Annotated in this window: 17 protein-coding genes and 1 tRNA gene; 6 read left to right on the forward strand and 12 right to left on the reverse strand. The window is 65.4% G+C overall.

Translation table 11 applies throughout. The features are described 5' to 3' along the window. The first annotated feature begins 129 nt into the window (after positions 1 to 129). From WS66_RS09175 to WS66_RS09185, 3 genes are all read left to right on the forward strand, one after another. Entirely contained in the window at positions 130 to 2,574 is a 2,445-nt protein-coding gene (locus tag WS66_RS09175) for a mechanosensitive ion channel family protein (protein ID WP_059601745.1), read from the forward strand. 153 nt (positions 2,575 to 2,727) lie between these two features. Further along, positions 2,728 to 3,129, forward strand: coding sequence for a hypothetical protein (locus WS66_RS33595; protein WP_159086533.1), 402 nt, complete (start codon positions 2,728 to 2,730; stop codon positions 3,127 to 3,129). A 642-nt stretch (positions 3,130 to 3,771) separates the two neighbouring features. Then, a complete protein-coding gene (locus WS66_RS09185) occupies positions 3,772 to 5,607 on the forward strand; it encodes a S53 family peptidase (protein WP_059601741.1) in 1,836 nt (611 codons plus the stop codon). 139 nt (positions 5,608 to 5,746) lie between these two features. Here the strand turns inward: WS66_RS09185 and WS66_RS09190 are convergent, their stop codons facing one another. The 7 genes from WS66_RS09190 to WS66_RS09225 form a co-directional block, all read right to left on the reverse strand. Beyond that, positions 5,747 to 7,297, reverse strand: coding sequence for a phospholipase D family protein (locus WS66_RS09190; RefSeq protein ID WP_059601739.1), 1,551 nt, complete (start codon positions 7,295 to 7,297; stop codon positions 5,747 to 5,749). A 313-nt stretch (positions 7,298 to 7,610) separates the two neighbouring features. Then, positions 7,611 to 7,689: transfer RNA gene (locus tag WS66_RS09200), tRNA-Ile, on the reverse strand. A 138-nt stretch (positions 7,690 to 7,827) separates the two neighbouring features. Further along, positions 7,828 to 10,245, reverse strand: coding sequence for an RNA polymerase sigma factor RpoD (rpoD, locus tag WS66_RS09205; protein WP_082728921.1), 2,418 nt, complete (start codon positions 10,243 to 10,245; stop codon positions 7,828 to 7,830). 88 nt (positions 10,246 to 10,333) lie between these two features. Further along, entirely contained in the window at positions 10,334 to 12,205 is a 1,872-nt protein-coding gene (gene dnaG, locus WS66_RS09210) for a DNA primase (protein ID WP_059601735.1), read from the reverse strand. Positions 12,206 to 12,277: 72 nt separating this feature from the next. Continuing rightward, entirely contained in the window at positions 12,278 to 12,724 is a 447-nt protein-coding gene (locus WS66_RS09215) for a GatB/YqeY domain-containing protein (protein ID WP_059524656.1), read from the reverse strand. 185 nt (positions 12,725 to 12,909) lie between these two features. Beyond that, a complete protein-coding gene (gene rpsU / locus WS66_RS09220) occupies positions 12,910 to 13,122 on the reverse strand; it encodes a 30S ribosomal protein S21 (RefSeq protein WP_006479415.1) in 213 nt (70 codons plus the stop codon). Positions 13,123 to 13,228: 106 nt separating this feature from the next. Beyond that, on the reverse strand, positions 13,229 to 14,449 hold the full coding sequence (locus WS66_RS09225) for an NAD(P)/FAD-dependent oxidoreductase (protein ID WP_059601733.1): 1,221 nt from the start codon (positions 14,447 to 14,449) through the stop codon (positions 13,229 to 13,231). 131 nt (positions 14,450 to 14,580) lie between these two features. Here WS66_RS09225 and tsaD point away from each other — a divergent pair, with 131 nt between their 5' ends. After that, on the forward strand, positions 14,581 to 15,621 hold the full coding sequence (gene tsaD / locus WS66_RS09230) for a tRNA (adenosine(37)-N6)-threonylcarbamoyltransferase complex transferase subunit TsaD (protein WP_059503574.1): 1,041 nt from the start codon (positions 14,581 to 14,583) through the stop codon (positions 15,619 to 15,621). Positions 15,622 to 15,713: 92 nt separating this feature from the next. On the opposite strand, the gene folE2 is transcribed toward tsaD, so the two are convergent. From folE2 to WS66_RS09250, 4 genes are all read right to left on the reverse strand, one after another. Next, positions 15,714 to 16,523: a GTP cyclohydrolase FolE2 gene (gene folE2 / locus WS66_RS09235; protein ID WP_059601731.1), complete on the reverse strand. Its 810-nt coding sequence runs from the start codon at positions 16,521 to 16,523 to the stop codon at positions 15,714 to 15,716. Positions 16,524 to 16,677: 154 nt separating this feature from the next. Next, a complete protein-coding gene (gene dxs / locus WS66_RS09240; RefSeq protein WP_059601729.1) occupies positions 16,678 to 18,582 on the reverse strand; it encodes a 1-deoxy-D-xylulose-5-phosphate synthase in 1,905 nt (634 codons plus the stop codon). Positions 18,583 to 18,662: 80 nt separating this feature from the next. Beyond that, positions 18,663 to 19,547 carry a polyprenyl synthetase family protein gene (locus WS66_RS09245; protein WP_059601727.1) on the reverse strand — a complete coding sequence of 295 codons (885 nt, stop codon included), beginning with the start codon at positions 19,545 to 19,547 and terminating at the stop codon, positions 18,663 to 18,665. Further along, entirely contained in the window at positions 19,544 to 19,837 is a 294-nt protein-coding gene (locus WS66_RS09250) for an exodeoxyribonuclease VII small subunit (RefSeq protein ID WP_006479428.1), read from the reverse strand. Before WS66_RS09250 ends, WS66_RS09245 begins: the two co-directional genes overlap by 4 nt. A gap of 271 nt (positions 19,838 to 20,108) precedes the next feature. Here WS66_RS09250 and WS66_RS09255 point away from each other — a divergent pair, with 271 nt between their 5' ends. Both WS66_RS09255 and WS66_RS09260 read left to right on the forward strand, forming a co-directional pair. Then, complete coding sequence (locus WS66_RS09255; RefSeq protein ID WP_059601725.1) at positions 20,109 to 21,215, forward strand: aromatic ring-hydroxylating oxygenase subunit alpha; 1,107 nt, start codon at positions 20,109 to 20,111, stop codon at positions 21,213 to 21,215. Positions 21,216 to 21,330: 115 nt separating this feature from the next. Further along, entirely contained in the window at positions 21,331 to 22,200 is an 870-nt protein-coding gene (locus WS66_RS09260; protein WP_059601723.1) for a sulfurtransferase, read from the forward strand. Positions 22,201 to 22,249: 49 nt separating this feature from the next. Here the strand turns inward: WS66_RS09260 and WS66_RS09265 are convergent, their stop codons facing one another. Then, the gene (locus tag WS66_RS09265) at positions 22,250 to 23,125 is read right to left on the reverse strand and encodes a dienelactone hydrolase family protein (protein WP_059601721.1); all 876 of its coding nucleotides are present in this window, start codon (positions 23,123 to 23,125) and stop codon (positions 22,250 to 22,252) included. Positions 23,126 to 23,204 lie beyond the last annotated feature (79 nt).

The raw sequence follows: 23,204 nt of genomic DNA on the forward strand, positions 1-23,204 counted from the left end.
TCCCGACCCGCCACGTCGCAAGCGAATGTTCGTCGGCGGAACTATTCGGGTCCGTTCGCGATCATGTTAACTTCCGTCCATCGTCCAGACCGGCGGGCCACATTTCGATGTGCGCCCGCACGCCTCCCCATGCGACATTTCCTGCTCGGCTGGCTGCTCGCCGCCGTCGTATCGATCGCCCACGCGGCTACCCCTGCACCAGCCGCCCCATCGGCGGCCTCCGGCGCCGTGCCTGCATTGACGCCGCAACAGGCGCAGCAGGCCCTCTCCGTCCTGCAAAATCCACGCGAGCGCGAGCAGGTCGAAACGACGTTGCGCGCGATCGCGGCCGTCGGCGTGCTGAGCACGCCCGCGCTTCCGGCGAGCGCCGCGACACCGGCCAGCGCGGCATCCGCCGCCCCAGCCGCGCTCACGACGAACGGGCTCGCGTCGATGCTCGTCCGGCAGGGGGCACATTGGGCCGGTGAAATCGGCGCCGCGCTGAACGAATCGCTGCGCTCGCTGCTCGATGTCGGCTCCGTCGGCCGCTGGTGGCACGAGCGGCTGGTGCGAACCGACGAACGCGCGGACCTCACGCGCGCGATCCTGGTCATCCTCGCCGTGCTCGTGCCCGCGTTCGTCGTCGAATGGTTCGCGAAGCGGCTCCTGTGGCGCGCGCTGGCCGCCATGGGCACGCGTCGGGCCGAATCGTCGCGTCGGGCCGAGCCCGAGCCAGCCGGGCCGGACGACGCCAGCCCGTCAGCGCCGGCCGACGCCAGCGCCGGCGCCGACGGCACCGCCGCGCCCGATGCGTCGTCGCAAGGCCGTGGCCATGCGCGGCGCCACACCACGCTGCTGCGCCGGATGCCGCGCGCGCTGGTCAGCCTCGCGCTGCGCGTGGTGCCGCTGCTGGCGTTCATCGGCGTCGCGAGCCTGACGATGTCGGTGCTCGACGGCGCCGGCACGCCGACCGAAACCGCACTCGAATCGCTGATCGACATCTACGTGATCTGCCGCCTCGTGACGATTGTCAGCCGGCTGTTCTTCCAGCCCGATGCGCCGCAATTGCGGCTGCTGCACGTCAGCGACGCATGGGCCGCGATCGCGCAGCGCTCGATCGCGCGGATCGCGATCGTCGTCGGCGTCTGCACGGCCGCGGTCGAGATCGCCGCGAGCTTCGGCCTCAGCGACGCCGGTCACGTCGCGCTGCTGAAAGCCGTCGCGCTCGTCGGCCACGTGATGATCTCGGCGCTGATTCTCAGGTGCCGCCAGCCGGTCGCCGCCCGCATCCGCGCGGCCGGCGACGATCTGCCGGCCTTCACGATGATCGGCAACGCGCTCGCCGACGCGTGGGCGCCCGTTTCGGTATTCGTCGTGATGGCGCTGTGGTTCGTTTGGGCGCTCGACGTCCACAACGGCTACCGCGTGCTGATCACGCTCGGCGGCCGCTCGATCGCCGCGATGATCGGCATGCGGATCGTGTCGATCGTCGTGTTCGGTGCGCTCGCTCGACTGTTCCAGCGCCGCGACGACGATCGCACGCTGGTCCACCTGCACGCGTACCGCTACTACCCGCTGGTGCGCCAGATCGTGTCGGCGGTGATCGCCGTCGCGACCGTCGTGGTGCTGCTGCAGATCTGGGGCGTGCCGATCTTCCACGCCTTCCAGACCGGCACGATCGGCCATCGGCTCGCGTCGGCGCTGATCACGATCGCGATCGCGGCCGTCGTCGCGCTGATCGTATGGGAAGCCGCGAACATCGCGATCGAGCGCCGCCTGCAGCAGTGGACACACGAAGGCAACCTCGTGCGCGCGGCGCGGTTGCGCACGCTGCTGCCGATGCTGCGTTCGCTGCTGTTCATCATGATCGCGCTCGTCGTCGTGCTGACGGGCCTCAGCGAAATCGGCGTGAACATCGGTCCGCTGCTCGCCGGCGCCAGCATCTTCGGCGTCGCGCTCGGCTTCGGCTCGCAGAAGCTCGTGCAGGATTTCATCACCGGGATCTTCCTGCTGATGGAGAACGCGATGCAGGTGGGAGACTGGGTCACGCTCGCCGGCGTGTCAGGCACGGTCGAATACCTGTCGATCCGCACCGTGCGGCTGCGCGCGGGTGACGGGTCGCTGTACACGATCCCGTTCAGTTCCGTTACGACCGTCAACAACACGAATCGCGGGCTCGGCAACGCAGCCGTCAAGGTCAGCATCGCGTACGGCCAGGACATCGATCGCGCGATCGAGACGCTGAAGGACATCGGCGCCGCGTTGCGCGACGATCCGAATTACAAGGACGGCATCCTGTCGGATTTCAGCTACTGGGGCATCGACCAGGTCGACGGCGCGACGATCGCGCTGGTCGGACAGATCCAGTGCAAGGACTCGGCGCGCTGGGGTGTGCAGCGCGAATTCAACCGGCGCATCGCGGTGCTGTTCCGCGAACGCGGAATCCGGATCGCGAATCCGCAGCGCAGCCTCGTCGCGTATGACGACGGTTCGCGGCCCGTGGCGCCCGAGAACGATGAGAATGGTGGCCCTACCGCCGGCACCCCGGTCGCCGAGCCGCCACCGCGTGCTGCACCGGAGCGCAAGCCGGACTGATCGTGCGGATGCCGTTGACCCGGCCACCGCGCGTCGCGCCGTGCCTGTGCCCGTGCCATCGAACGACCGATAGCCGCGCTCGACGCGCGGCGGTTTTCATCGCGCGCAGAACGCGCTTCGCCGCATTCGCCGGGGCGGCCCGCTCGCCACCCGATGCGCCGCGCGGCACATGCCAGTGTTCGCGCAGAACCCGCGTCTGATCCGCAATGGTCGCCACCAGCAGCGCGCGGCACCTTCACCGCTAGAACGATCCCAATCGAGCAGTTGCAGCGTGGAACGCGGCACGAGGTGGAATACCGTCAACTGGCCGAACGGACTCATCGCGCGCAACTGGTTGTCGCCGTGCTGATCGTCGACACGTTGTGTCATCCGGTCGCTTCGCCGCGCGATGCGATCCATCACGATGCGCCGACCCACCCCGTTCTCGAGACGCTGTCGCTGGCTGGACTGCTCGCGACGAGCCGTCGATCTGATCAGGTTGACTCGCCGGACGCGCCCGACGCGCGTCGAACCCTGCGTTCCGGGACGGAAAACGGGCACGGGAGATTCGAATGATTTCTCGAATACGGTTCGTGCATTACGAATCGAATCGAGAATTATCCGAAGGACGGAGCTGAAATTGCACTCGGTTTATGGTTTTAAAATTACAAAATACCTCATGACTTTTCAAAAACATTTCATCCAATTCTATTTAACTTTGTTTCATATAATCAGAAAAAGTTTGACACCGAACTTTCGTTCTTGATACCGTCCGATGCAAGCAATCCGACGAACTGCAGACCACGCAATCGTTCCCGCTCAACGCATCTCTCGCTTCCGCCGCACCGAAGTTCTCGCCGCCGACCGTCGCTTCTTCCGTTGGCGCATGCAACATCCCGATGCATTCATTGGGCAGCTGCCGTCCGGCAGCAGGCCGAAGGACCGAACCAGATGAGCAGGATACCGAAACTTTTGCTCTAGCTCGCCTGCATCAGGCCTGCCGGCGCGGCCGGGTCGCATCGCGGCGCAGCGCCCCCGTTACCGAGCATTCCAGCATTTCGCCCCCGGAGGATCACCACCCATCCGGGTCGGGCGAAAGGCCCCGTCGCGTCCGCGCCATCCGCGCGAGCGCGGCGGATATCGGCGGCGCACGATCCGCGCCGCCGTCGACCGTTGTTGTTCGTGCAGTTCGATGTTCAACCGGAGGGGTAATTCAAAATGAATCAGGTTGCAGACAAGAAACTAAAGCACATCCGCATCGCCAAGCTCGCCTTCGCCGCAGCAGCAGCCGCTTCGTTCGGCATGACGGCCGCCCATGCCGCACCGGCCGCCGGCTGGACGGAAACGCGCACCAAGGGATTCCTGCCGCTCGTCCAGCAAGGTGAAAGCAGCAGTACCGCCGGCGCGCCGGCGGCCAGTACCGCCGCCGCTGCCGCGGCTGCCACCGAGATGGCGCCCGGCGAATCGGTCGACATCGTGCTCGGGCTGAACCTGCGCAGCGAAGCGCAACTCGACCAGTACCTGCACGATCTGCATACACCCGGCTCGCCGCACTACAAGCAGTTCCTCACGTCGGCGCAGTTCGCCGCGCAATACGCGCCGACCGACCAGCAGGTTGCCTCCGTCGTCGCGCACCTGCGCCAGGCCGGCTTCGTCAACATCGTCGTTGCGCCGAACCGCCTGCTCGTGTCCGCGTCGGGCACCGCGGCAACGGTCAAATCGGCGTTCCGCACGACGCTCAAGCGCTTCACGCGAAACGGCCGCAACGTTTACGCGAACACCGATGCCGCGCAGGTGCCGAACGCAATCTCAGGCATCGTCGGTGCCGTGCTGGGGCTGCAGAACGTCGAGCTCATGCATACCGGCGCGGGCAGCAAACCGCAAGGCAACACCAGCAACCTGACGATTCCGGCAGGCGCATCCGCGGTGCCGCACTACCCGACGGAATTCTCGTCGCTCTATGGCGGCGACGGCACGCCGACGGCCTCGCAAACCACCGTCGGCATCATCTCCGAAGGCGACCTGTCGCAGACGGTCAGCGACCTCAATACGTTCGCCGCCAACAACGGCCTCGGCACGATCAGCAGCAGCGTCGTGCAGACGGGTCCGTCAGGTAGTTCGTACACCGATACGTCCGGCACCGTCGAATGGAACCTCGACAGCCAGTCTATCGTCGGCGCCGCCGGCGGCAGCGTGAAGCAGGTCGTGTTCTACGTGGCGCCGTCGATGTCGCTCACCGCGATCACCGCCGCATACAACAAGGCGGTGAGCGACAACGTCGCGAAGGTCATCAACGTGTCGCTCGGCGTGTGCGAATCGTCCGCGTACAGCACCGGCTCGCAGGCGACCGACGACACCATCTTCAAGCAAGCCATCGCGCAAGGTCAGACCTTCTCCGTATCGGCCGGCGACCACGGCGCGTACGAATGCGCGAGCGGCACGCCGTCGCGCTCGACCTACACGGTGAGCGAGCCAGCGACGTCGCCGTACGTGATCGCGGTCGGCGGCACGACGCTATTCACCAACACGTCGACCAACGCATACAACAGCGAAATCGTGTGGAACGATCCGAGCTGGCAGCCGGGCACCGTATGGTCGACGGGCGGCGGCTACAGCAAGTACGAAGCGGCGCCGTCGTGGCAATCGTCGAGCCTCACCGGGTCGACCAAGCGCGCACTGCCGGACGTCGGTTTCGACGCCGACCTGCGTACCGGCGCGATCCTCGTGGTGAACGGCCAGACGTCCGACACGCTTTGGGGCTCGGGCTACCTGAACAACGAAGGCGGCACGAGCCTCGCCGCACCGATCTTCACCGGCATCTGGGCGCGGTTGCAATCGGCCAACAACAACGCGCTCGGATTCCCGGCGTCGAGCATCTACAAGTACTTTCCGAGCAATGCGGCGCTGGTGCACGACGTGACGTCCGGCAACAACGGCAGCGGCACGTACGGCTACAAGGCGAAGGCCGGCTGGGACGCGACGACGGGCTTCGGCAGCGTGAACATCTCGAAGCTGAACACGTTCATCCAGAGCACGTCTGATTTCGCGCGCTGATCGCGCGATGAATGGTGCGGCTTCCGGGTGCGGGTCGTTTTGCGCGTCCGGAGCCGCATCAGCGCCAGTGCGCGCACGGCCTCCGGATCGACGCTGCGCGTCGGCACACGCCGCCCGTGGTCGTCGCGGGCAAGCGAAATCACAGCTGCGATTCGATCGGAAACAAGCCCAGAAACCACACTTCCATGCGCCGCGCCGCCGATACTTCCGGTTCGTGATCGAGTTCGGTCACTTTCCCGTCCGCGTCAGTCTGAATCCACTTGAGCCGCCCCTTCCCGGCCGGGTCGGTCCTCGATTCGACTCGCCACGCGATTTGATCGAGCCGCGGCTCCAGGTCCGCCGCGACTTCCGACGCAATCGCCGGGCTCTCGCAGTAAACGCCGATCTCGGTATTGAGATTCAGCGAGCGCGGATCGAGATTCATCGATCCGATGAAGATGCTCTTGCGATCGAACACATAGGTCTTCGCATGCAGCGAAGCACGCGACGAGCCGATGATGACCTGCTTCGAAATGCTCTTGTCGCCGGACGGCCGCCGTTCGTAGAGCCTCACGCCGGCTTCCAGCAGCGCACGCCGATAGCGCCGGTAGCCGGCATGCACGGCCGCGACGTCGGTCGATGCGAGCGAGTTGGTCAGGATCGTCACGCGCACGCCGCGTGCCGTGAGCGCGTGCAGCCGTTCGACCATGTCCTTGCCCGGCACGAAGTACGGCGACACGATCAGCAGCTCCTGCTCGGGCCGCAACGCGAGTGCGCGCAGTTGCGGCATGAGGTGCCCGTCGCTGTCCTTCGGCGAGCGTGCGATCTTCGCCGGATCGTCGTACAGGACCGTCGCCTGGCCCCAGGACAGCTCGGTGCCCTGCCCGTGCACGATCTGGTCGAGCCTGTGTCGCGCCTCGAGCACGTACGGATTGTCCTCCATCGCGCGCAGGTAATCGCGCAACCGTTCGCGCTCCCGGTCGAGGCCGCCCGGCCCCGCGTCGTGCCCGACCAGCGCATCGATCGGATACGCATACGGCGAATTCCAGAACGTATCGAATTCGGTCGAGATGTCGTTCACGACGGGGCCGTGCACGACCACATCGAGATCGCCGAACTCCAGCATCGACGACGCGCCGAAATATTCGTCTCCGATATTGCGGCCGCCGACGATCGCCGCCTGGTTGTCCGCGATCATCGCCTTGTTGTGCATGCGCCGGTTGACGCGGGAGAATTCGAGCACCGTGCCGATCTTCTTGAAGTGGCGTGTGGCGACCGGATTGAAGAGCCGGATCTCGATGTTCGGATGCGAACTGATCTCGAGCAGCTTTTGGTCGTCCGCATTCGTCCCGAGATCGTCGAGCAGCGCGCGCACGCGAACCCCGCGATCGGCCGCACGGATGATCGCATCCGCGAGCTCGTGCCCGGTCAGGTCGTCGTGCCAGATGTAGTACTGAAGGTCCAGTGAGCGGTCCGCGCGATCGGCGAGCAGCACGCGCGCATCGAGTGCATCGACGGGATCGCGCAGCAGATGAAACGCGTCCTGCCCTGGATGGGCGTCGGCCTGCTGGCGGAATGCGACGCCGAGGCGCGTGGTTTCCGTATCGGTGAATGCGTGCGTTGGCGCGCGACCGGCCTGCGGCGGCAGGCTGGCGCATGCGGCAAGCATCAGCAACGACAGAATCGCACTCCACGAACGCAACGTGATCATGATGGCCGCCCCCACTGTCGGGCGAAGTCTGTTTGTGTTTGTTCTGGCTGCCGGACGGAACGCGGCGCTGCCCTGCGGTTCGCGCACTCGACGATTCTCGATCATGCGCGCCGACCGCGCTACAGCATACTTCGATTGATATCGGCACGGCACGCTCCGCGCGTTTTCCCGGTGGCGGCGATGCGACACGCGACGCCGGCGTGAACGCATTCAACACGCTCGACACATTCAGGCAGCACGCAAAAGAAAAACCCGCGAAGCCTTGCGGCGTCGCGGGTTTCGAGACTTCCTTGGATAGCCTTGGAAGGGAATCTGGTGGGCCCCCCGGGAGTCGAACCCGGCACCAACGAATTATGAGTTCGCTGCTCTAACCAAGCATGAGCTAGGGGCCCAGACAAGAAGCAACGTGTGCTACACGCCACTCCGGCAACCAAGCCGGGCCGGCATTGTAACAACAAAGACGCTAAAGAGGACAAACGCCACCGGCATCACGCGGATACCGGCGGCGTTCGCAAGTAAGATGCTGGAAATCAGTTCCCTTCGAGGAACGACTTCAGCTTGTCGGAACGGCTCGGGTGACGCAGCTTGCGCAGCGCCTTGGCCTCGATCTGACGGATCCGCTCGCGGGTGACGTCGAACTGCTTGCCGACTTCCTCGAGCGTGTGATCGGTGCTCATCTCGATACCGAAGCGCATCCGCAGCACCTTCGCCTCGCGCGGCGTCAGCGAATCGAGCACGTCCTTCACGACGTCGCGCATGCTTGCATGCAGCGCGGCATCCGCCGGCGCGACCGTGTTGTTGTCCTCGATGAAGTCGCCGAGATGGGAATCGTCGTCGTCACCGATCGGCGTTTCCATCGAGATCGGCTCCTTCGCGATCTTCATGATCTTGCGGATCTTGTCTTCCGGCATCTCCATCTTCTCGGCGAGCGTTGCCGGATCCGGCTCGAGACCGGTTTCCTGCAGGATCTGCCGCGAGATGCGGTTCATCTTGTTGATCGTTTCGATCATGTGAACCGGAATACGGATCGTGCGCGCCTGGTCCGCGATCGAACGCGTGATGGCCTGGCGAATCCACCACGTTGCATAGGTCGAGAACTTGTAGCCGCGACGGTATTCGAACTTGTCCACCGCCTTCATCAGGCCGATGTTGCCTTCCTGGATCAGGTCGAGGAACTGCAGGCCGCGGTTCGTGTACTTCTTCGCGATCGAAATCACGAGACGCAGGTTCGCCTCGGTCATTTCACGCTTCGCCTGACGCGCCTTCAGTTCGCCGGCCGCCATCTGGCGGTTGGTTTCCTTCAGGTCCTTCAGCGGCAGCACGACGCGCGCCTGCAGGTCGAGCAGACGCTGCTGCTGTTCGCGGATCGCCGGGATATTACGCGACAGGACCGCGCTGTACGAATGACCTTCGGCCGCGATCTTCTCGGCCCAGTCGAGATCCGTCTCGCTGCCGGGGAAGCGCGCGATGAATTCCGAACGCGGCATGCCGCACTTGTCGACGACGATGTGCAGAATCTGGCGCTCGACCTGACGCACTTCGTCCACTTGCGCACGCAGCGTGTCGCACAGACGCTCGACGGTACGCGCGGTGAAGCGGATCGTCATCAGTTCGGTCTGGATCGTTTCCTGCGCCTTCAGGTAGGACTTCGACTTGTAGCCTTCCTTCTCGAACGCGCGGCGCATCTTGTCGAACCACTCGCTGATCTGCGAGAACTTGTCGAGCGATGCGCGCTTGAGGGCTTCGAGCTGGGCGGCGTTGGCGGTTGCCTGGGCGGCACCGTCATCGTCCTCCTCTTCCTCTTCTTCCTCTTCCTCTTCGGCTTCCTCGTCCTCGTTCTCGATCGCTTCGGCTTCCTTCGCCGAGAAACCGTCCGTATCGGCGGAGTCCGAAGCATTCGGATCGAGCAGGCCGTCGACGAGTTCGTCGACGCGGATCTCTTCGTTCGCGACGCGCTCGGCCATCGCGAGGATGTCGGCGATCGTCGTCGGGCACGCGGAAATCGCCATCACCATGTGGCGCAGGCCGTCCTCGATCCGCTTCGCGATCTCGATTTCGCCTTCGCGCGTGAGCAGCTCGACCGTGCCCATCTCGCGCATGTACATCCGGACCGGATCGGTCGTGCGACCGAATTCCGAATCGACGGTCGACAGCGCGACTTCCGCTTCTTCCTCGACTTCATCGTCCGACGACGCGGCCGGCGCGTTGTCGTTCAGGAGCAGCGTTTCCGCGTCCGGCGCCTGCTCGTAAACCGCCACGCCCATGTCGTTGAACGTGCCGATGATGCCTTCGAGGGCTTCGGTCTCGGTGAAGTTGTCCGGCAGGTGGTCGTTGATTTCGGCATACGTGAGGAAGCCACGCTCCTTGCCGAGCTTGATCAGCGCGCGCAGCTTCACGCGGCGCTCTTCGAGCTCCTCGGCCGTGCCGGGCGTGCTCGTCGCGAACGCTTCCTTCAGCAGCGCCTTTTCCTTGGCGCGACGATCGCGCACCTTGGATTTGCCCGGGGCAGCCGCGGCTGCGGGCTGCTCGTCGCTCTGATTTGCGTCGTCATCGACGGATACTTCGTTCAGCTTTTTGGTCATGGAGTTCGCCGTACCGGCTATATCGACTCGCGGCTGCTGGACGACAGCCGGTTGAACCGTGGGTGCATGAGTAGTACGTACTGCCGTTTCGTCCGCGGCGGCAGTCGTGTCCCTTGCGCTTTTCGCACTTGCCCGCTTCGCCGCCGGCTTGGCCGGCCCGGAGTCGGGTCTGGCGGCAGCCCGTGTTCTGGCTGCCGGCGCCGGCGCAGCCTGAGCAGTGCCGGCCGCGGTTTTCTTTCCTGCCGGGGCTGACGTGGCTGAAGACACTGTCCTGGTGGAAGAAGCAGACTTGGCCGCTGTGACCTTCGTGGTCGGCTCCGTCGAGCCCTTGCCTGTTGCTTTCTTTCCGCCTGTCGTCTTTGCCATCGCGAATCTCGCCTCTGCTTAGAAAACAAACCGCTGGAAACCTTATATTATAGCACGCTGGGGCGCCCTCTCTTGACGCCCCGGCCGCCTACAGCCCGAGCCGACGCTTCATGTCGGTTCGCTGCTGGTTCAATTCCGTCAATTCCGCCAGTTCCTCAGGTGTGAAGGTGGACTGCCGCGCAAGCCGATCGAGCCGGTCGCAGCAGGCGTCATAGCGCATCTTGAGCACCGCGGCCTGCAGTTCCTCCCCCGCGATCCGTTCCTGTTCACGCTGCCGCTCGGGCACCGTCTCGTCTTCCGGATTCTGTAACAGCAAATCGCGGACGTTTTCATCATAGTCCAGAATTTCGCGGAAGATTTCCTCGTAAGTCGCGCCGTTCGAGGACGTCCGCAGGACATCCGACAGCAGCCGGAACTCCGCGCCGTCGCCCAGCGCACGCGCATGCTCGACGACTTCGGCGAACAGCTCGCCGATCCGCGGCAGCGCGCGCAGGGTCGCAAGCTGTTCGTCGTCGAGCTGCGACGCGATCCGCGGATGCATCACGAGCGTACGCAACGCGCGCTTTTCGCTGTCCGTCACACGCCGCCGCTCGCTGCGCGCGGGCGCCTGGCGCGCTGGCGCCGCGATGCGCGCATCGACATCCGACAGCGCCGCGACTTCCTCGAACGGGATATCGAGCCGGTCGGCGAACATGTGCATGATCTGCGCGCGCAACGCGTTCGCCGGCAGCGCCTGCAGCAGCGGCTTCGCGTCGAACAGCGCCTTCGCTCGACCTTCCGGCTGGTCGAGCGCCTTGCCGGCAATTGCTTCGTTCAACAGAAATTGTGACAGCGGCATCGCGCGCTCGACCTGCTCGGAAAACGCGTCCGCGCCGAATTCGCGTACATAGCTGTCCGGATCGTGCTCGGACGGCAGGAAAAGGAATCGGATCGTCCGGTTGTCCGCCGCATGCGGCAGACACGCCTCGAGCGCGCGGCGCGCCGCACGCCGGCCGGCCGAGTCGCCGTCGAAGCTGAAAATGACCGTGTCGGTCTGACGCAGCAACTTCTGCACGTGGATCGGCGTGCACGCCGTGCCGAGCGTCGCGACCGCGTTCGGGAAGCCGAGCTGCGCGAGCGCGACGACGTCCATGTAGCCTTCGACGACCAGCACGTACTTGCGCTCGCGGATCGCAAGGCGCGCCTCGAACAGCCCGTACAGCTCGCTGCCCTTGTTGAACAGTGGCGTTTCGGGCGAATTCAGGTACTTCGGCTCACCGCTGCCGAGCACGCGGCCGCCGAACCCGATCACCTGCCCCTTCACGTTGCGGATCGGGAACATGATCCGCTCGCGGAACCGGTCGTAGCGTCGCGCGACGCCCTGTGCATCGGTTTTCTCGCTGACGATCACGAGCCCGGATTCGACGAGCGAGTCGTCGCGGTAGTCCGGGAACGCGGTTTCGAGGTTCTGCCAGCCGTCCGGCGCATAGCCGAGCCCGAAGCGCGCGGCAATCTCGCCGGTCAGGCCCCGGTTCTTCAGATACTGGATCGCAACGGTCGCGCCGCGCAATTGCTTGCGGTAGTAGTCGCACGCGGTGGACATCACGTCGGACAGCGCGGTCGCGACCGATTTCGACACGGGCGCCGGATAGTCACCGCCACCCGCACCGCCTCCGCCGCGCATGGACGGCTCGTGCGGCACGGTCAGTCCGACCGATTGCGCGAGCTCCTGCACGGCTTCCGGGAACGTGAGCCCCGCATGCTCCATCAGGAAACCGATCGCCGTGCCGTGCGCGCCGCAGCCGAAGCAGTGATAGAACTGCTTGGTCGGGCTGACGGTAAACGACGGGCTCTTCTCGTTATGGAACGGGCACAACCCCATGAAGTTGGCGCCGCCCTTCTTGAGCTGCACATACCGGCCCACCACGTCGACGATATCGACGCGGTTCAGCAAATCCTGCAGGAACGAATGCGGAATCACCGTGGGATCGAGCGAAAAAAAGACAATACGACGCCCCGGCGCACGCGCATGCGGCGCGCCGGGAAGCGGGTTTTACTTCGACAGCGCGGCCTTGACCTGCGCGGAAACGGCCGTCATGTCGGCCCGGCCGGCAAGCTTGCCCTTCAGCACGCCCATCACCTTGCCCATGTCCTGCGGGCCGGCCGCGCCCGTTGCCGCGACAGCGGCCTGGACTTCGGCAGCCACTTCGGCGTCCGAAAGCTGCGCGGGCATGTAGGCGCCCAGCACGGTCAGCTCGGCCTGTTCCTTCGCGACGAGATCGTCGCGGCCTGCGGCTTCGAACTGGCTGATCGAGTCCTTGCGCTGCTTGATCATCTTGTCGATCACGGCGGTGATGCCCGCGTCGTCGAGGGTCACCCGATCATCGACCTCGCGCTGCTTGATCGCGGCCATCAGCAGGCGAATCGTCGCCAGACGCTCGCTTTCCTTCGCGCGCATCGCGGCCTTCATGTCTTCGCTGATCTGCTCTTTCAAACTCATCTTGCACCCGGGATGGAAACGTGACTTCAACGCCCGCGAACGGGCGTCAACACAAAAACCCGCTTGGGACTAAGTCTCAAGCGGGTTGCTCGAATCCGGCATCGGCGACTCGCAGCCCCAGATCGAGGCCGATCGTGCGGAGGTCGCCGGTGCGCCGCTCGGTGAATCGCGCGGCGCTCAATCGTTCAGTACAGCTTCTTCGGCAGCGTCTGGCTGCGGATCCGCTTGTAATGACGCTTCACTGCGGCAGCCTTCTTGCGCTTGCGCTCGGCGGTCGGCTTCTCGTAAAACTCCCGCGCACGAAGCTCGGTCAGCAGACCGTTCTTCTCGATCGTGCGCTTGAAGCGGCGCATGGCGACTTCGAACGGCTCGTTTTCTTTAACGCGAATGATCGTCATGATCCGACACGAATAAAGGTTTGCAGGGAAGACTTGCAAGTATAGCAGAGCGCCGCGCAAAGACATAAGGGCCGGCCCCCGTCAATGGGGAGCCCGCGCAGCCGTGTCAGGCGCCCCGCGCAAACTCCGCCGCCGCCTGCCCGGCCGCCGTGCCGGATGCCCACGCCCACTGGAAGTTGTAGCCGCCGAGCCAGCCCGTCACGTCCACCGCCTCGCCGATGAAGAACAGCCCCGGCACCCGCGCGCTCATCATCGTCGCCGACGACAGTTCACGCGTATCGACGCCGCCCTTCGTCACCTCGGCCTTCTTGTAGCCCTCGGTGCCGTTCGGCGTCAGCGTCCAGCCGGACAGCGCATCGCCGATCTGACGCAGCATCTTGTCGGGCAGGTCCGCGAGCCGCGCGTCCGCCGCGACGCGATGCGTGTCGAGCCAGACGTGAGCGAGGCGCGACGGCACCCAGTCCGCGAGCAGCGAGCCGATCTGGCGCTTCGACGTGCGCTTCGCGTCGAGCAGGTCGGCCACCACGTCGCGCTGCGGCAGCAGGTCGATGCGGATCGGGTCGCCGGATTGCCAATAGCTGGAAATCTGCAGGATGCCGGGGCCCGACAAGCCCCGATGGGTCAGCAGCAGATCCTCGACGAATTCGCCGCCGTGCTTCTTGTCGCCGGTCGACACGCGCACTTCGAGCGACACGCCGGACAGCGCCGCGAACGGCTCCCAGTCCCGCTGCGCAAAGGTGAGCGGCACGAGCGCGGGCCGCGTATCGACGAGCTTGTGGCCGAACTGCTTCGCGAGCCGGTAGCCGAAGTCGGTCGCGCCGATCTTCGGGATCGACAGTCCGCCGGTGGCGACGATCAGCGCGCGTGCGCGGATCGACCCCGCCTGCTGCGTGTCGAGCGTGAAGCCGTCGGCCGGCGCGTGGCGCACCGCGTCGACGGCCACCGGCCGGCGCCAGGCAATCCCGCCCGCATCGCATTCGTGCTTCAGCATGTCGATGATCGCGTCGCTGCCGTGATCGCAAAAGAGCTGCCCCTTGTGCTTTTCGTGCCAGGTGACGTGATGGCGCTTGAGCAACCCGAGGAAGTCGCGCGGCGTGTAGCGCGCAAGCGCCGAGCGCGCGAAATGCGGATTCGACGACAGATAATTGTCGGGGCCCGCATGGAGATTCGTGAAGTTGCAGCGGCCGCCGCCCGAGATGCGGATTTTCTCGGCGAGCCGCGGCGCGTGGTCGACCAGCACCACGCGGCGGCCGAGTTGCCCGGCGACTGCGGCGCTCATCATCCCGGCGGCGCCCGCGCCGATCACGGCGATATCGTAAGTTTCCATGGCGCGGATTGTACCTGCCTGGCAGCGCACCCGGGCCGCACCCCAGCGGCGGCAGGCCCTCGCCTGCTATAATTTGCGGTTACGTTTACCTTTGTGCGGCGCGCTCAACGCAGCTCGCACCGCCTCTACCCATGCTCGTTCTCGGCATCGAAAGCTCCTGCGACGAAACCGGCCTCGCGCTCTACGACACGCAGCGCGGCCTGCTCGCGCATGCGCTTCATTCGCAGATCGCGATGCACCGCGAATACGGCGGCGTCGTGCCCGAGCTCGCATCGCGCGACCACATCCGCCGCGCGCTGCCGCTGCTCGAGGAAGTCATGGCGCAAAGCGGCACGCGCCGCGAAGACATCGACGCGATCGCATTCACTCAAGGCCCCGGCCTCGCCGGCGCGCTGCTGGTCGGCGCGAGCATCGCGAATGCGCTCGCGCTGGCATGGAACAAGCCGACCGTCGGCATCCATCACCTCGAAGGCCACCTGCTGTCCCCGCTGCTCGTCGACGAACCGCCGCCGTTCCCGTTCATCGCGCTGCTGGTGTCGGGCGGCCACACGCAGCTGATGCGCGTGACCGATGTCGGCGTGTACGAGACGCTCGGCGAGACGCTCGACGACGCGGCCGGCGAAGCATTCGACAAGACGGCGAAGCTGATCGGCCTCGGCTACCCGGGCGGCCCGGAAGTGTCGAAGCTCGCGGAAACGGGCACGCCGGGCGCCGTCGTGCTGCCGCGCCCGATGCTCCATTCGGGCGATCTCGACTTCAGCTTCAGCGGCCTGAAGACGGCCGTGCTCACGCAGATGAAGAAGTTCGAGGCGGCAAAACTCGAAGGCGAAGCGCTCGAACGCGCGAAGGCCGATCTCGCGCGCGGCTTCGTCGACGCGGCCGTCGACGTGCTCGTCGCGAAGTCGCTCGCCGCACTCAAGAAGACGAAGCTCAAGCGCCTCGTCGTCGCGGGTGGCGTCGGCGCGAACCGCCAGTTGCGGGCCGCGCTGTCGGCCGCCGCGGCCAAGCGCGGCTTCGACGTGCACTATCCGGATCTTGCGCTCTGCACCGACAACGGCGCGATGATCGCGCTTGCCGGCGCATTGCGGCTCGGCCGCTGGCCCGAGCAGGCGAACGCCGACTACGCGTTCACGGTGAAACCGCGCTGGGATCTCGCGTCGCTCGCACGCTGATTCGCACGACGCACCGGCACGCACCGGAAATCACCAGCCAAAACACAAAGGCCGCTCGATCGAGCGGCCTTTTCCGTTACAGCGGCACAACGTCACGCAGCGTGCCGCTTGTCGCGTTCGATCAGCGCATACGCGCTGTGATTGTGGATCGACTCGAAGTTCTCGGCTTCGAGCACGTAGGCGACGACGCGGTCGTCCGCATCGAGACGCTGCGCGACGTCGCGCACCAGATCCTCGACGAACTTCGGATTTTCGTACGCACGCTCCGTGACGAACTTCTCGTCCGGACGCTTCAGCAAGCCCCACAGCTCGCACGACGCTTCTTCTTCCGCGATGCGGATCAGCGCCTCGACCGGCAGGTCGGCCGCGAGCTCGGCGTCGATCGTCACGTGCGAGCGCTGGTTGTGCGCACCGTACTGCGAGATCTTCTTCGAGCACGGGCACAGGCTCGTCACCGGCACGAGCACCTTCAGGAACAGGCGCGCTTCGCCGTTGCGGCTTTCGCCCGCGAGCGTCACTTCATAGTCGAGCAGGCTCTGCACACCCGACACCGGTGCCGTCTTGTTCACGAAGTACGGGAACGTGACCTCGATGCGGCCGGCCTCGGCTTCCAGCTTCTCGAGCATCGACGCGAGCATCGCACGGAAGCGCTCGACCGTCAGCGGCGCACGATTCTCCTCGAGCAGCGCGACGAAGCGCGACATGTGCGTGCCCTTCTGATCGGCAGGCAGGCGCACGTCGAGATTCCAGACGCCGACGGTCGGCTGCACGTCGCCGCTCTCGGTGCACACCGTCAACGGATGCCGGACCGCCTTCACGCCCACGCGCTGAATCGGAATCTGGCGGGTATCCACCGTGCTCTGCACGTCGGGCATCACGAAGGCGGGATTCATCTGGTTCATCTTTTTCAATCCTTGTAAGCCGCGCGTCCGACGACGCGCACGCCGCTTCATGCGGCAGCCGGAAAAGCAACATGGGCCCGCAGGCCCATGTTTTCCGCATCAATGTAGACCGGTTGCGCCAGTCGCACCGACGCCGCCCGCAGGCGGCGCCAGCTTATGCGACGCGCTTCGCCTGACCGGCGACATCGGCCGCCGCGTTGAGGAAGCGTTCGCGAATCGATTTCGCGATGCCCGCGCCGTCGAGGCCGCATTGCGACAACAGCTTTGCGTGGTCGCCGTGATCGACGAACTGGTCAGGGAGACCCAATTGTAGTACGGGTCGGATAACCCCACTCTCCATCAGGGCTTCCACGCAGGCCGAGCCCGCGCCGCCCATCACACAACCTTCCTCGACCGTGACAAGGTAGTCGTGCGTCTCGGCGAGTTCGCGCACGAGCGCGGCATCGACCGGCTTCACGAAGCGCATGTTCGCGACCGTTGCATCGAGCTCCTCGCCGGCCACAAGCGACGGAGCAACCATCGTGCCGAACGCGAGGATCGCGACGCGCTTGCCTTCCGGCTGCGACGTGCGGCGACGCACTTCACCCTTGCCCAGCGGAATTTCGGTGAATTCCTTCACCGTCGCCACACCCGTGCCCGCGCCGCGCGGATAACGCACCGCGGTCGGGTTCGGCTGCTGAAGCGCCGTGTGCAGCATCTGGCGGCACTCGTTCTCGTCGGACGCGGCCATGATCGTCATGTTCGGAATGCAGCGCATGAATGCGAGATCGTACGCGCCCGCGTGCGTCGCACCGTCCGCGCCGACGAGGCCCGCGCGGTCGATCGCGAACACGACCGGCAGGTTCTGCAGCGCGACGTCGTGGATCAGCTGGTCGTACGCACGCTGCAGGAACGTCGAGTAGATCGCGACAACGGGCTTCAGCCCTTCGGTCGCGAGGCCGCCCGCGAACGTCACCGCGTGCTGCTCGGCGATGCCGACGTCGTAGTAGCGATCCTTGAAGCGCTTCTCGAACTCGACCATGCCCGAGCCTTCGCGCATCGCGGGCGTGATGCCGACGACGCGCGAATCGCGCTCGGCTTCATCGCACAGCCATTCGCCGAACACCTGCGTGTATGTCTTCTTCGCGGGCGTGGCCGACGGCTTGATGCCTTCTGCCGGGTTGAACTTGCCGGGGCCGTGGTAGAGCACGGGATCGGCTTCGGCGAGCTTGTAGCCCTGGCCTTTCTTCGTCACCACGTGCAGGAATTGCGGGCCGCGCAGTTCGCGGATGTTCTGCAGCGTCGGGATCAGCGAATCGAGATCGTGACCGTCGATCGGGCCGATGTAGTTGAAGCCGAACTCTTCGAACAGCGTGGCCGGCACGACCATGCCCTTCGCGTGCTCCTCGAGCTTGCGCGCGAGTTCGAGCACCGGCGGCGCGACGCTCAGCACGCGCTCGACGCCCGCACGCGCGGCCGCGTAGAAGCGGCCCGACATCAGGCGTGCGAGATGGCGGTTCAGCGCGCCGACCGGCGGCGAAATCGACATGTCGTTGTCGTTGAGGATCACGAGCAGCTTCGCATCCTCCGACACGCCCGCGTTGTTCATCGCCTCGAATGCCATGCCAGCCGTCATCGCGCCGTCGCCGATCACCGCGATCGAGAAGCGGTCGTCGCCGTTCAGCTGGCTGCCGATCGCCATCCCGAGCGCCGCCGAGATCGACGTGCTCGAATGCGCGGTGCCGAACGTGTCGTATTCGGACTCGCTGCGGCGCGGGAAACCCGAGATGCCCCCGTACTGGCGCAGCGAATGCATCTGGTCGCGGCGGCCCGTCAGGATCTTGTGCGGGTAGGTCTGGTGACCCACGTCCCAGACGATCCGGTCGTTCGGCGTGTTGAACACGTAGTGCAACGCGATCGTCAGCTCGACCGTCCCGAGGTTGGACGACAGATGGCCGCCCGTCTTCGACACGCTGTCGAGCACGAACGCGCGCAGTTCATCCGCGAGCGGTTGGAGTTGGCGACGATCGAGGCGGCGCAGATCCGCCGGGTCGTCGATGGTTTTCAGCAAGTCGTACATCGTCGTTCCATTGTAGGAAATCAAACGCGCCCGCATTCTATTGCACGCACCGTAGCGTGTGCGCAGCGGCGGGCTTCGCGTCAGCTGACCCGGTTCACCACCAGGTCGGCAAGTTCGGCGAGACGCTGTGCGCGTGCGCCGAACGGTTTCAGCGCATCGTGCGCTTCGGCGCGCAGCTGGGCCGCGAGCTCACGCGATGCGTCGAGGCCGAGGATCGATACGTAGGTCGGCTTGTCGTTCGCCGCATCCTTGCCTGCCGTCTTGCCGAGCGTCGCCGAATCGGTCGTGACGTCGAGAATGTCGTCGACGACCTGGAAGGCCAGACCCACGGCGCCCGCGTAAACGTCGAGCGCGGCCATCGCTTCCGCCGACGGCGTGTCGCCGGCCAGCGCGCCCATCCGCACGGCGGCACGCAGCAGCGCGCCCGTCTTCATCCGGTGCATCGTCTCGAGCTGTTCGCGCGTCAGCTTGAGGCCGACACTCGCCAAGTCGATCGCTTGCCCGCCGGCCATGCCGATCGAGCCGCTCGCCAGCGCGAGCTCGCGCACGAGCGCAGCCTGCTGCACCGGAGTCAGTGCCACGGCGTCGGTCAGCGCGACGAATGCCTGCGACTGCAGCGCATCGCCGACCAGCAGCGCCGTCGGCTCGTCATACTGCACGTGCACGGTCGGCTTGCCGCGTCGCAGCGCGTCGTCGTCCATGCACGGCATGTCGTCGTGCACGAGCGAGTAAACGTGGATCATCTCCAGCGCCGCCGCCGCTGCGTTGCGCGCCGCTTCGGTCGCGCCGGTCAGTTCGCCTGCTGCATGGCACAGCAGCGGGCGAACGCGTTTGCCGCCGCCGAGGACCGCATAACGCATCGCTTCGTGAAGCTGCGTGGGCACCACATTATCAGCCGGCAAATAGTGGCCGAGTGCGTCCTCGACACGGTCGAGCACGGACCGCATCCATTGTTCGAATGTCATAGATCGTCGTCTTCGCCGTCCGTGGCGGCCGTGCCGGACGAAAGCGGCTTCAGGGTCGCGCCGTCCAGCACGCGAACCTGCTGCTCCACTTTCTCGAGCTGCTGTTGGCAAAACGCAACGAGGGTCGCACCGCGGCGATACGCCGCCAGTGAATCCTCGAGGCTCAACGCGCCGCCTTCCATCCGTGCAACCAGCGTCTCGAGTTCCGCGAGCGCCATCTCATAATTGTCCGGCAACGGTTCGGTGCCATTGCCGGGCGGCGTGGCGCCTGGGGATGCGGTTTTCGCCATGGACGAGGGTGTCAAATTTCAAAACAAGTCGGACATTCTACGGCAAAAGAGAATTCTCCGATCTGCCGACGTGGGCAGCCCGGCACATCTTCCGGCCCCATCTTCGACACACGGGGTGCGCACCCCGATTGTCTCCCGACAAAAAATTGACACAAATCAGGCACTTAATCCTAGCCTTGCGAGGCGAACCGGGTATAATTCCCCGTTTCCCTAAATCGATTTTTCGATGGTTGGGTTGTTCACTGCTTTCACGCTAACACCGGGAGTGGGAATGTCCAATCTGAGCGATGCGCTTCAGTTGAAGTCGGCCCACAGCCAGCTTCCAGTCACTGCATATTTCGATGAGGCGCTCCTTGAGCGCGAGATCGAAACCCTCTTCAAGAAAGGACCTCGTTACGTCGGGCACGAATTGATGGTGCCCGAGGCGGGGGATTATTTTGCGCTGCCGTCCGAGATGGAAGGTCGCGTGCTGGTCCGCAACCCGGCGAACCAGATCGAACTGCTGTCGAACGTGTGCCGTCATCGGCAGGCGATCATGCTGAACGGGCGCGGCCACACGCAGAACATCGTGTGTCCGCTGCACCGCTGGACGTACGATCTGGAAGGCCAGTTGCTCGGCGCGCCGCACTTCCCCGACAAGCCGTGCCTGAACCTCGGCAAGAGCCCGCTGCAGAACTGGCAGGGGCTGCTGTTCGAGGCCGAAGGCCGCAACGTCGCGCGCGATCTCGCGAACCTCGGCACGAAGCATCACTTCGACTTCTCCGAGTATCACTTCGATCACGTCGAAGTGCACGAGTGCGATTACAACTGGAAGACGTTCATCGAGGTCTACCTCGAGGATTATCACGTCGTCCCGTTCCACCCGGGCCTCGGCAGCTTCGTGTCGTGCGACGATCTCAAATGGGAGTTCGGCGACTGGTACAGCGTGCAGACGGTCGGCGTGCACAACGCCCTCGCGAAACCGGGCAGCGCGACCTACCAGAAGTGGCACGAGCAGGTGCTCAAGTTCCGCAACGGCGTGCCGCCGGAGTTCGGCGCGATCTGGATGGTCTACTACCCGGGCCTGATGATCGAGTGGTATCCGCACGTGCTCGTCGTGTCGTGGCTGATTCCGCGCGGGCCGCAGAAGACGACCAACATCGTCGAGTTCTATTACCCCGAGGAAATCGCGTTGTTCGAACGCGAGTTCGTCGAGGCCGAGCGCGCAGCCTATATGGAAACGGCCATCGAGGACGACGAAATTGCGATGCGGATGGACGCGGGTCGCCGTGCACTGATGGCGCGCGGCGAATCGCAGGTCGGGCCATACCAGAGCCCGATGGAAGACGGCATGCAGCACTTCCACGAGTTCCTGCGCCGCCACCTCGGCGACATCTGACCGTGCGCGGCGCGCCAGCGCCGCATGGCATTCGGCATATCAAAAGACGGGTTTCGGCCCGTCTTTTTTTGTTTAGACTTGGAGTATCAGGCCGTTTGCACTCCAGGGAGCCGTCATGCCACACACCCACTACACCACACTCATCTCCGCAGCCAATCTCGCCGAGCGGCTGGCCGCGGCGCCGGGCAGCGTCGCCGTGTTCGACTGCCGCTTCGACCTCGTCGATCCGGGCGCAGGCGAAGCCGCCTATGCGGCCGGCCATATCCCCGGCGCGCAGTATCTCCATCTCGACCGCGACCTGTCCGGCCGCAAGACCGGCACCAACGGGCGCCATCCGCTGCCGACCCGCGACGCATTCGCGACGCTGATCGCCAGCCGCGGCGTCAAGCAGGGCCAGCAGGTCATCGCCTATGACGCACAAGGCGGCGCCTATGCGGCGCGGCTTTGGTGGCTGCTGCGCTGGCTCGGGCACGATTCCGTCGCGCTGCTCGACGGCGGCATGCAGGCATGGGAAGCGGCCGGCCAGCCGCTGACCACCGACGTGCCGCATCCGGCCGCCGGCGACTTCCGCGCGACGACCCCGCTCGAATCGACGGTCGACGCGGCAGCCGTGCTCGCGAACGTGACGTCGGCCACGCGCGTCGTGATCGATGCGCGCGCACCGGATCGCTATCGCGGCGAAAACGAAACGATCGATCGTGTCGGCGGCCACATTCCCGGCGCACGCAACCGGTTCTTCAAGGACAACCTGGCCGCCGACGGCCGCTTCAAAACCGGCCATGAGCTGCGCGAGACATTCACCACGCTGCTGGCCGGCACCGAACCGAACAGCGTGATCCTGCAATGCGGGTCCGGCGTGACCGCATGCCACAACGCGCTCTCGCTCGAAATCGCGGGGCTGCATGGCGCGTCGCTGTATCCGGGCTCGTGGAGCGAATGGAGCGCCGATCCGTCGCGTCCGATCGCGACCGGCCCGAACCCGTAAGCACCTGCGCGGCGCGACGACAAGGCGGCGGCATCTGCCGCCTTGTCGTTCACATCACGCCGTACTTGTGGAACCACTCGATCGCGCGCTTCCAGCCGTCCTCGGCGTCGCCCTTCACGTAACTCGGCCGATAATCGGCGAAGAACGCGTGGCCGGCATCCGGATACACGACGATCTCCGATTGACGCGCGAGCTTCGAATCGCTCGTCTGGATTGCCTTGCGCATGTCCGCGAGCGACGCCTGCGTGATGTTCGTGTCCTTCTCGCCGTACAGCCCGAGCACGGGTACCTTCAGCAACGACGCATGATCGACCGGATTGAACGGCGTCATCTCGTCGGTCTTGCCCTCGACGAACCCGTACCATGCGACGGCCGCGCGCACGTGCGGATTATGCTCCGCGTACAGCCACGCCTGGCGGCCGCCCCAGCAGAACCCCGTCACGCCGAGACGCGACAGGTCACCGCCGTTCTTGCCGGCCCACGCGACGGCCGCATCGAGATCCTCGGTGACCTGCCGGTCAGGCACCTTGCTGATGATGTTGTCGAAAAGCTCCTTCATCGTCGGATACTTCGACGCATTGCCCTGGCGCGCGAACAGGTCCGGCGCGATCGCCAGATAGCCGAGCTTCGCGAAGCGGCGGCAGACGTCGGCGATATGCGCATGCACGCCGAAGATCTCGTGGATCACGATGACGACCGGCAGGTTCGTCTTGTCGACCGGCTGCGCGCGATACGCGGGGATGCTCGCGTCGCCCGAGCGGATCTCGATGGTGTCGACGTCCAGCCCGGTGCTGTCGGTCGTGATCGTCTGCGCCGACACAGGCAGCACGGCCGCCGCGAAGGTGCCGCCCAGCGCGGCCTGCATGAACTTGCGGCGCGAGAACGGAACGTGGGGAACCAGGCTGTCGACTTCGGGTTTCAACATGAATGCACTCCTCGATTGGGCACCGCCGTCGCGGCCAGGGACTCGACCCGGCGTCATGCCGGCGGACGGCGCGGATGTC

Origin of the sequence: Burkholderia sp. LA-2-3-30-S1-D2, from assembly GCF_001523915.2 — a bacterium.
Lineage (GTDB): Bacteria > Pseudomonadota > Gammaproteobacteria > Burkholderiales > Burkholderiaceae > Burkholderia > Burkholderia diffusa.

What these genes read in the sequence shown, in the direction of transcription:
- WS66_RS09185 (WP_059601741.1), top strand. Translation starts at nt 3,772, where the DNA reads ATGAATCAGGTTGCAGACAAGAAACTAAAGCACATCCGCATCGCCAAG.
- WS66_RS09190 (WP_059601739.1), bottom strand. Translation starts at nt 7,297, where the DNA reads ATGATCACGTTGCGTTCGTGGAGTGCGATTCTGTCGTTGCTGATGCTT.
- WS66_RS09265 (WP_059601721.1), bottom strand. Translation starts at nt 23,125, where the DNA reads ATGTTGAAACCCGAAGTCGACAGCCTGGTTCCCCACGTTCCGTTCTCG.
- rpoD (WP_082728921.1), bottom strand. Translation starts at nt 10,245, where the DNA reads ATGGCAAAGACGACAGGCGGAAAGAAAGCAACAGGCAAGGGCTCGACG.
- WS66_RS09260 (WP_059601723.1), top strand. Translation starts at nt 21,331, where the DNA reads ATGCCACACACCCACTACACCACACTCATCTCCGCAGCCAATCTCGCC.
- WS66_RS09175 (WP_059601745.1), top strand. Translation starts at nt 130, where the DNA reads ATGCGACATTTCCTGCTCGGCTGGCTGCTCGCCGCCGTCGTATCGATC.
- rpsU (WP_006479415.1), bottom strand. Translation starts at nt 13,122, where the DNA reads ATGACGATCATTCGCGTTAAAGAAAACGAGCCGTTCGAAGTCGCCATG.
- tsaD (WP_059503574.1), top strand. Translation starts at nt 14,581, where the DNA reads ATGCTCGTTCTCGGCATCGAAAGCTCCTGCGACGAAACCGGCCTCGCG.
- WS66_RS09225 (WP_059601733.1), bottom strand. Translation starts at nt 14,449, where the DNA reads ATGGAAACTTACGATATCGCCGTGATCGGCGCGGGCGCCGCCGGGATG.
- WS66_RS09250 (WP_006479428.1), bottom strand. Translation starts at nt 19,837, where the DNA reads ATGGCGAAAACCGCATCCCCAGGCGCCACGCCGCCCGGCAATGGCACC.
- dxs (WP_059601729.1), bottom strand. Translation starts at nt 18,582, where the DNA reads ATGTACGACTTGCTGAAAACCATCGACGACCCGGCGGATCTGCGCCGC.
- WS66_RS09215 (WP_059524656.1), bottom strand. Translation starts at nt 12,724, where the DNA reads ATGAGTTTGAAAGAGCAGATCAGCGAAGACATGAAGGCCGCGATGCGC.
- folE2 (WP_059601731.1), bottom strand. Translation starts at nt 16,523, where the DNA reads ATGAACCAGATGAATCCCGCCTTCGTGATGCCCGACGTGCAGAGCACG.
- WS66_RS33595 (WP_159086533.1), top strand. Translation starts at nt 2,728, where the DNA reads ATGCGCCGCGCGGCACATGCCAGTGTTCGCGCAGAACCCGCGTCTGAT.
- WS66_RS09245 (WP_059601727.1), bottom strand. Translation starts at nt 19,547, where the DNA reads ATGACATTCGAACAATGGATGCGGTCCGTGCTCGACCGTGTCGAGGAC.
- WS66_RS09255 (WP_059601725.1), top strand. Translation starts at nt 20,109, where the DNA reads ATGTCCAATCTGAGCGATGCGCTTCAGTTGAAGTCGGCCCACAGCCAG.